Raw genomic sequence first — 5,667 nt, 5'->3', positions numbered from 1 at the left:
ACGCCCAAGCTGCTGGTCAGCGCCAAGACCGACGTGGCAGTGAACGACAGCGCCACGCTGGACACGCTGAGCCTCACGCGCTCGGCCGGCTCTGCGGGCACGATCAGCATCGGCACGGCCGCGGGCCAGAGCGTGGTGATCAGCGAGGACGCCAGCAGCCACGACCTGCAGCAGGTCAGCAGCAGCACGCCGCTGGCCTTCAGCTTCAGCGGCCAGCGCAGCGTCAAGGTCGGCCAGATTGACCTGGGCGCCGCCGGCTCGGCCACGCTCACTTCGACCGCCGACATCGGCAACGACGCGGCCTCCGGCGCCTACATTGCCGCCGGCACCGTGGGCCTCACCGCCGGCAGCGCCTATGCCATCGGCACCAGCAGCAATGCCATCGCGCTGCAGGGCACCACTTCGCTGACCGCCAGCGCCGGCCGCAACATGTATGTGGCCGACGACAGCGCCTTGGCCAACCTGACGCTGACCAGCACCAACACCACCACTGCCGCCGGCACCGCCAGCGTGTTCGACATCACCGCTGCGGGCCAGACCTTTGGCATCACCGACAGCGGCACGACGCAAAGCCTGGACTTCAGCGGCACCGCGCTCGCCAACACCAGCTTCAGCACCAACAAGAACATCCAGGTCGGCGCCATCACGGCCACCGGCGACGTGACGCTCGCCACCAGCGGCGGCGGCGCCAACAGCAACATCAGCAGCGACAGCAGCAGCGGCACCATTGCCGGCAACCGCGTGCTGCTGACCGCCACGTCCAGCACCGCCGGCGGCGGCTCGATTGGCAGCAGCGGCACGGCCTTGCGCGTCGACTCGCCCACCGTGATCCTCAACGGCAGCGCCGATGTCTACGTCAGCGACGCCCAGAACCTCGCCAAGCTGGACATGACGCTGACGCACGGCGTCTCCACAGCCACCTACGGCTACGGCGTCAGCGCCGGCAACCTCAACAGCTTCGCGATCACCGACGGCGCCGCCCAAAGCATCGGGCTGGCCGTCTCCGGCGCGATGGACTTCAGCTACAGCGTGGACAGGGCCCTGAGCCTGGCCACCATAGACGCCGGCACCAGCACCACGGGCTCGATCTCGCTGACCTCGCGCAGCGCGCCCACCGGCACCGGCGCACAAATCAACCGCAGCAGCGGCAGCTTGACCGGTGGCACCGTCACGCTGTCGGCCACGGGCTACAACGGCGGCGTGGGCGCGGGCGCCACGCTCAGCACCAACACCAAGAACCTGAGCATCGCCACCGGCGGCAATGTCAGCGTGTCCAACAGCACCACACTGACCAGCCTCGCCCTGGATGCCCGGCACAACACCAGCGGCGCCAGCACGCAGAGCTACAGCATCAGCTCGACCGGGTTGACCTTCAGCATCAGCGACACCCTGGGCAACAACGCCTTCCAGCTGGCCAACATCTCGCAGAGCGGCCTGGACCTGACGCTCAAGGCCGACCGCGTGATCACCGCCAGCAGCGTCAACACCGGCGCCGGCGGCAAGGTCAACCTGAGCAGCAGCAGCTACATCCAGGGCGGCAGCGGTGCCAATGCTGGCAGCCCCAGCATCACCACCGGCGACCTGAGCCTGAACGGCGGCAGCGCCTTCGGCTACCAGGGCAGCACGCCGCTGTACACGGCAGCCAGCACGCTGGCCAGCAGCCTCAGCTCCACGCTGTACCTCTCGAACAATGGCAACCTCAGCCTGCTGGCCAACAGCGTCGGCAGCTCGGCCGACGTGGCCACCAACAGCGGCTCGCTGTTGCAGGGCAGCGATGGCCTGTTCACCACGCCAACGCTGAAGCTCAGCGCCAACCAGTCCATCGGCGCCAGCGGCACGGTGCTGACCGACGTGCGCCGGCTGACGCTGGTCTCGCGTGCCGACATCGACGTGGCCAACGCGTCCGACCTGTACGCGCTGACGATGACCTCCACGCACGGCACGCCGGGCGTGCAGAACACCATCTCGGTGACCGCACCGCGGCTCACGCTGAACCTCAGCGACAGCGTGGGCGGCAACCAGTACCACCTGGCCAACCTGCTCGACAGCAGCGGCCTGGACTTCACGCTGAGCACCGACGTGGCCTTGAGCCTGGGCAGCGTCAACGCCCAGGCCGGGCGAGCACTGGGGCTCTACAGCACCGGCAGTGGCACTGCCATCACCAATGACGGCACCAGCCTGCTGACGGCCAGCAGCATCACGCTGTCGGCCAGCGGCTCGGTGGGCGCGGCCGGCGGCAGCGGCACCCGCATGCAGACCGATGCGCTGGGGCTGGCGATTGCCACCGGCGCCAACGCCTTTGCCGACAATGCGCAGGACCTGAGCAGCCTGTCGCTGACCAGCTCGCAGACCACTGGCGGCACGGCCCCGGTCTACCAGGTGACGGCGCCTTCGCTGAGCTTCGACATCAGCGACAACGGCACGACCCACCTCAACAACGTGGCCGACAGCACCGGCCTGAACTTCGCGCTGAGCACGCGGCGCGACCAGGCGGTGGACGTGGTCGATGTCACCGCCTCCGGCACCGTGAGCCTGAGCAGCACCGGCGACATCCTCGGCGATGCCGACAGCAGCCACCGCATCACCGCCGGCAGCGCCACCTTCTATGCCAGCAACGGCGGCGCCATCGGCAGCGTGGGCAACCCCATCCACCTGACGGCACCGCTGGTCAGCTTCAATGTGACCGGCGCGCTGAACGTCGAGTCCGACACCCACATCGACCGGCTGGCCATCAACACCACGCACCCGGTGGGCTACGGCGGCACCTACAGCATTGTCTCGACCCCCATCACCGGCGCGGCCTACCAGCTCTTCAGCGCCACCGACAGCGTGACCGGCACCGCGCTGACCAGCCTGGACGACACACAGGGCCTGGCCTTCAGCTTCACCAGCGACCGGGCGATGCAGGTCGGCAGCCTGGACCTCGGCAGCACCGGCACGGTGGCGCTGACCGGCACCAGCAGCGGCGGCATCCTCGGCGATGGCGACCCCAACACCCAGGTGCAGGCGGCCTCGCTGAGCATGGTGAGCTACGGCGGCGCCGTGGGCGCCAGCGGCAGCGGCAATGGCATCGACGCGACCGTCAACAGCGTCAGCGCCACCGCGCAGGGTGGCGGCGTGAACCTGGCGCTGCATGGCCGCACCACGCTGGGCAGCATCAGCGCCACCGGCGGCATCAACATGGCCAACGACGTTGGCGACATTGCGCTGGGCTCGATCAATGCCGGCGGCAACGCCGTCAGCATCGACAACCAGGGCGGCTCCATCCTCAGCGGCTCGATCTACAACACCACCACGGTGGCCTTGACCGCAAGCGGCTCCATCGGCAACACCAGCGCCGTCGGCCTGTCGGCCAATGGCGGCGGCACCACCACGCTGACGGCCTCGGCCAGCGCGGCGCACGGTGCCAGCGGCAGCATCGCCATCAGCGAGAGCTACAACCTGGCGGCCAGCTCGGTGACAGCCCCGGCGGCCGTCACGCTGAGCAGCGGCTACACGCTGTCGCTGGGCACCGTCACCAGCGGCGGCGCCGTGACGGCGAGCTCGTCGCAAGGCAGCATCACCGGCATCAACGGCAGCAACGCCATCGGCGGCAGCAGCGTGAACCTGTCGGCCCGCTACGGCACCGGCAACGGCATTGGCAGCAGCGGCACGCGTCTGAACCTCGACACACCGCAGCTCACGCTCAACACCCCCGGCAGCATCTACGTGACCGACGCGGCCGACCTGAGCACGCTGAGCATAGACCGCACCAACTACACCGGCACCGGCAGCAGCGGCACGCTGAGCGTGATCGCCAGCGGCCTCGCCTTCAGCGCCAGCGACAGCGGCAACCTCACCACGCTGAGCACGTTGAACGACAGCACCGGCGTGGACTTCACCTACCTGGGCATTGGCTCGCTGAGCATCGGCAGCCTCAACGCCGGCAGCGGCGCGGTGCTGCTGCAGGCCTACCTGAGCAGCGGCGACGGCAACATCGACGCCATCAACGGCAGCTCGCTGATCACGGCCGGCAACCTGACGCTGCAGTCCTACGGCAGCAGCAGCCACATTGGCAGCAGCGGCAGCACGCTGGGCCTGGCGGTGGGCAGCGTGACCGCCAGCAGCGGCAACGGCGGCCTGTTCCTGCGCCAGGCCGGCTCGCTCAGCCTGGGCAGCCTCAGCACCTCGGGCGACCTGGCGGTGACCGCCAGCAGCGGCGACCTGACGCTGGGCAGCCTGAGCTACGGCAGCAACAAGACCCTGAGCCTGACCGCCAGCGGCGGCAGCATCCTGGCCGGCAGCAGCACGCTGGCCGGTGGCTCGTCCAGCGCGGCCATCACGCTGAGCGCGGCCAACGGCATTGGCACCGAACTCGCACCGGTGCTGGTCAACGGCTCGGCCGGCAATGCCATCAGCGCCAGCGTCACCGGCAACGGCTCGCTCTACCTGAGCAGCACCGGCACGCTGAATGGAGGCCTGAGCACCGCGGTGCACAACGGCGCGACCCAGGTCACCGCCGCCGGCAACATCAAGCTGAGCGCGATGAGCTCGGACACCGACGCGCTGGGCAACGACATCACGGTCACCGCCAGCGCTGGCGACATCACCGTGGGCAGCGTCTCGGGCGGCAGCAATGCGCGCTTCAACGCGGTGGACCTGTCGGCCAATGCCGGCAAGATCATCGCCACCCCGGGCGTGCTGGTCGAGGGCTTCGACGTCAGCCTGCACGGCGCCACCGGCGTGGGCGACAGCAGCAACCGCATGGCCGCCAGCGGCCAGCGGGTGCAGGTGAGCAGCGGCGGCGGCGCGATCTACCTCAACGCGGCGGCGCCCTCGGTGCTGTCCTCGGTGGACTCGAACGGCGGCGCGATCAACATCACCAGCTCGGCCGACCTGCTGCTGGCCAATGCACGCTCCAGCGGCGGCGCGATCTCGGTCACCACCAGCACCGGCGGCACCGAGCTGATCCTCGGCAACGTGAATGCAGGCAGCGGCTCGGTCACGGTGAGCGCCACCGGCACTGGCAGCTCGGTGCAGGACGACGGTAACCACAACACCCGCGTGGCCGGCGCCAGCGTCAGCCTGACCGGCACCGCCGGCGTCGGCAGCGCTGCGCAAAGCCTGCAGACGACCGCCGGCTCGCTGAGCGCCAGCAGCGCCAACGGCATCTACATCGACGACAACAACACGGCCGGCATCACGCTCAGTTCGGTGCTGGCCAGCAACGGCGCGGTGTCCCTCACCACCGCCGGCCCGACCACCGCCACGCTGGTGGCAGCACAAACCGATGCCAGCGGCAATGACGTCAGCATCAGCACCAGCAGCGGTGACCTGACGCTGGTCAACGTCTCGGCCGGCGCAAGCCTTGGCGCGGTCAACCTGTCGTCCGCCGGGTCCATCCTGGCCAGCGGCAGCGGCACGCAGGTCAGCGGCCACAGTGCCAGCCTGCTGGCCGGTGGCGACATTGGCGTGGTGAGCAACTTAGCCACCGGCGCCGGCACGCCGGTGAAGCTCGATGTCGGCAGCATCAGCGCGCTGGGCACCACCGGCAGCAACCGCGTGGTCTCGGTCAGCAACATCGGCACCGGCACGCTGAGCCTGGGCAGCAGCGCGCTCTCGCTGGGCAGCGGCAGCTCGGCCTACGTGGCCACCGCGGGCGACCTGGACGCCAGCGCCGGCATCCAC

General features: G+C 69.6%; 1 protein-coding gene. It reads left to right on the top strand.

The features are described from left to right. On the top strand, positions 1–5,667 hold a 5,667-nt coding region (locus FKP22_RS32275; protein ID WP_170200962.1), incomplete at both ends, for a beta strand repeat-containing protein.

Origin of the sequence: Ideonella azotifigens, assembly GCF_006519715.1 — a bacterium.
Taxonomy (GTDB): Bacteria; Pseudomonadota; Gammaproteobacteria; order Burkholderiales; family Burkholderiaceae_C; genus Ideonella; species Ideonella azotifigens.
The sequence above is the reverse complement of the archived record's forward strand: the minus strand, read 5'-3'. Positions and strand labels throughout refer to the sequence as shown.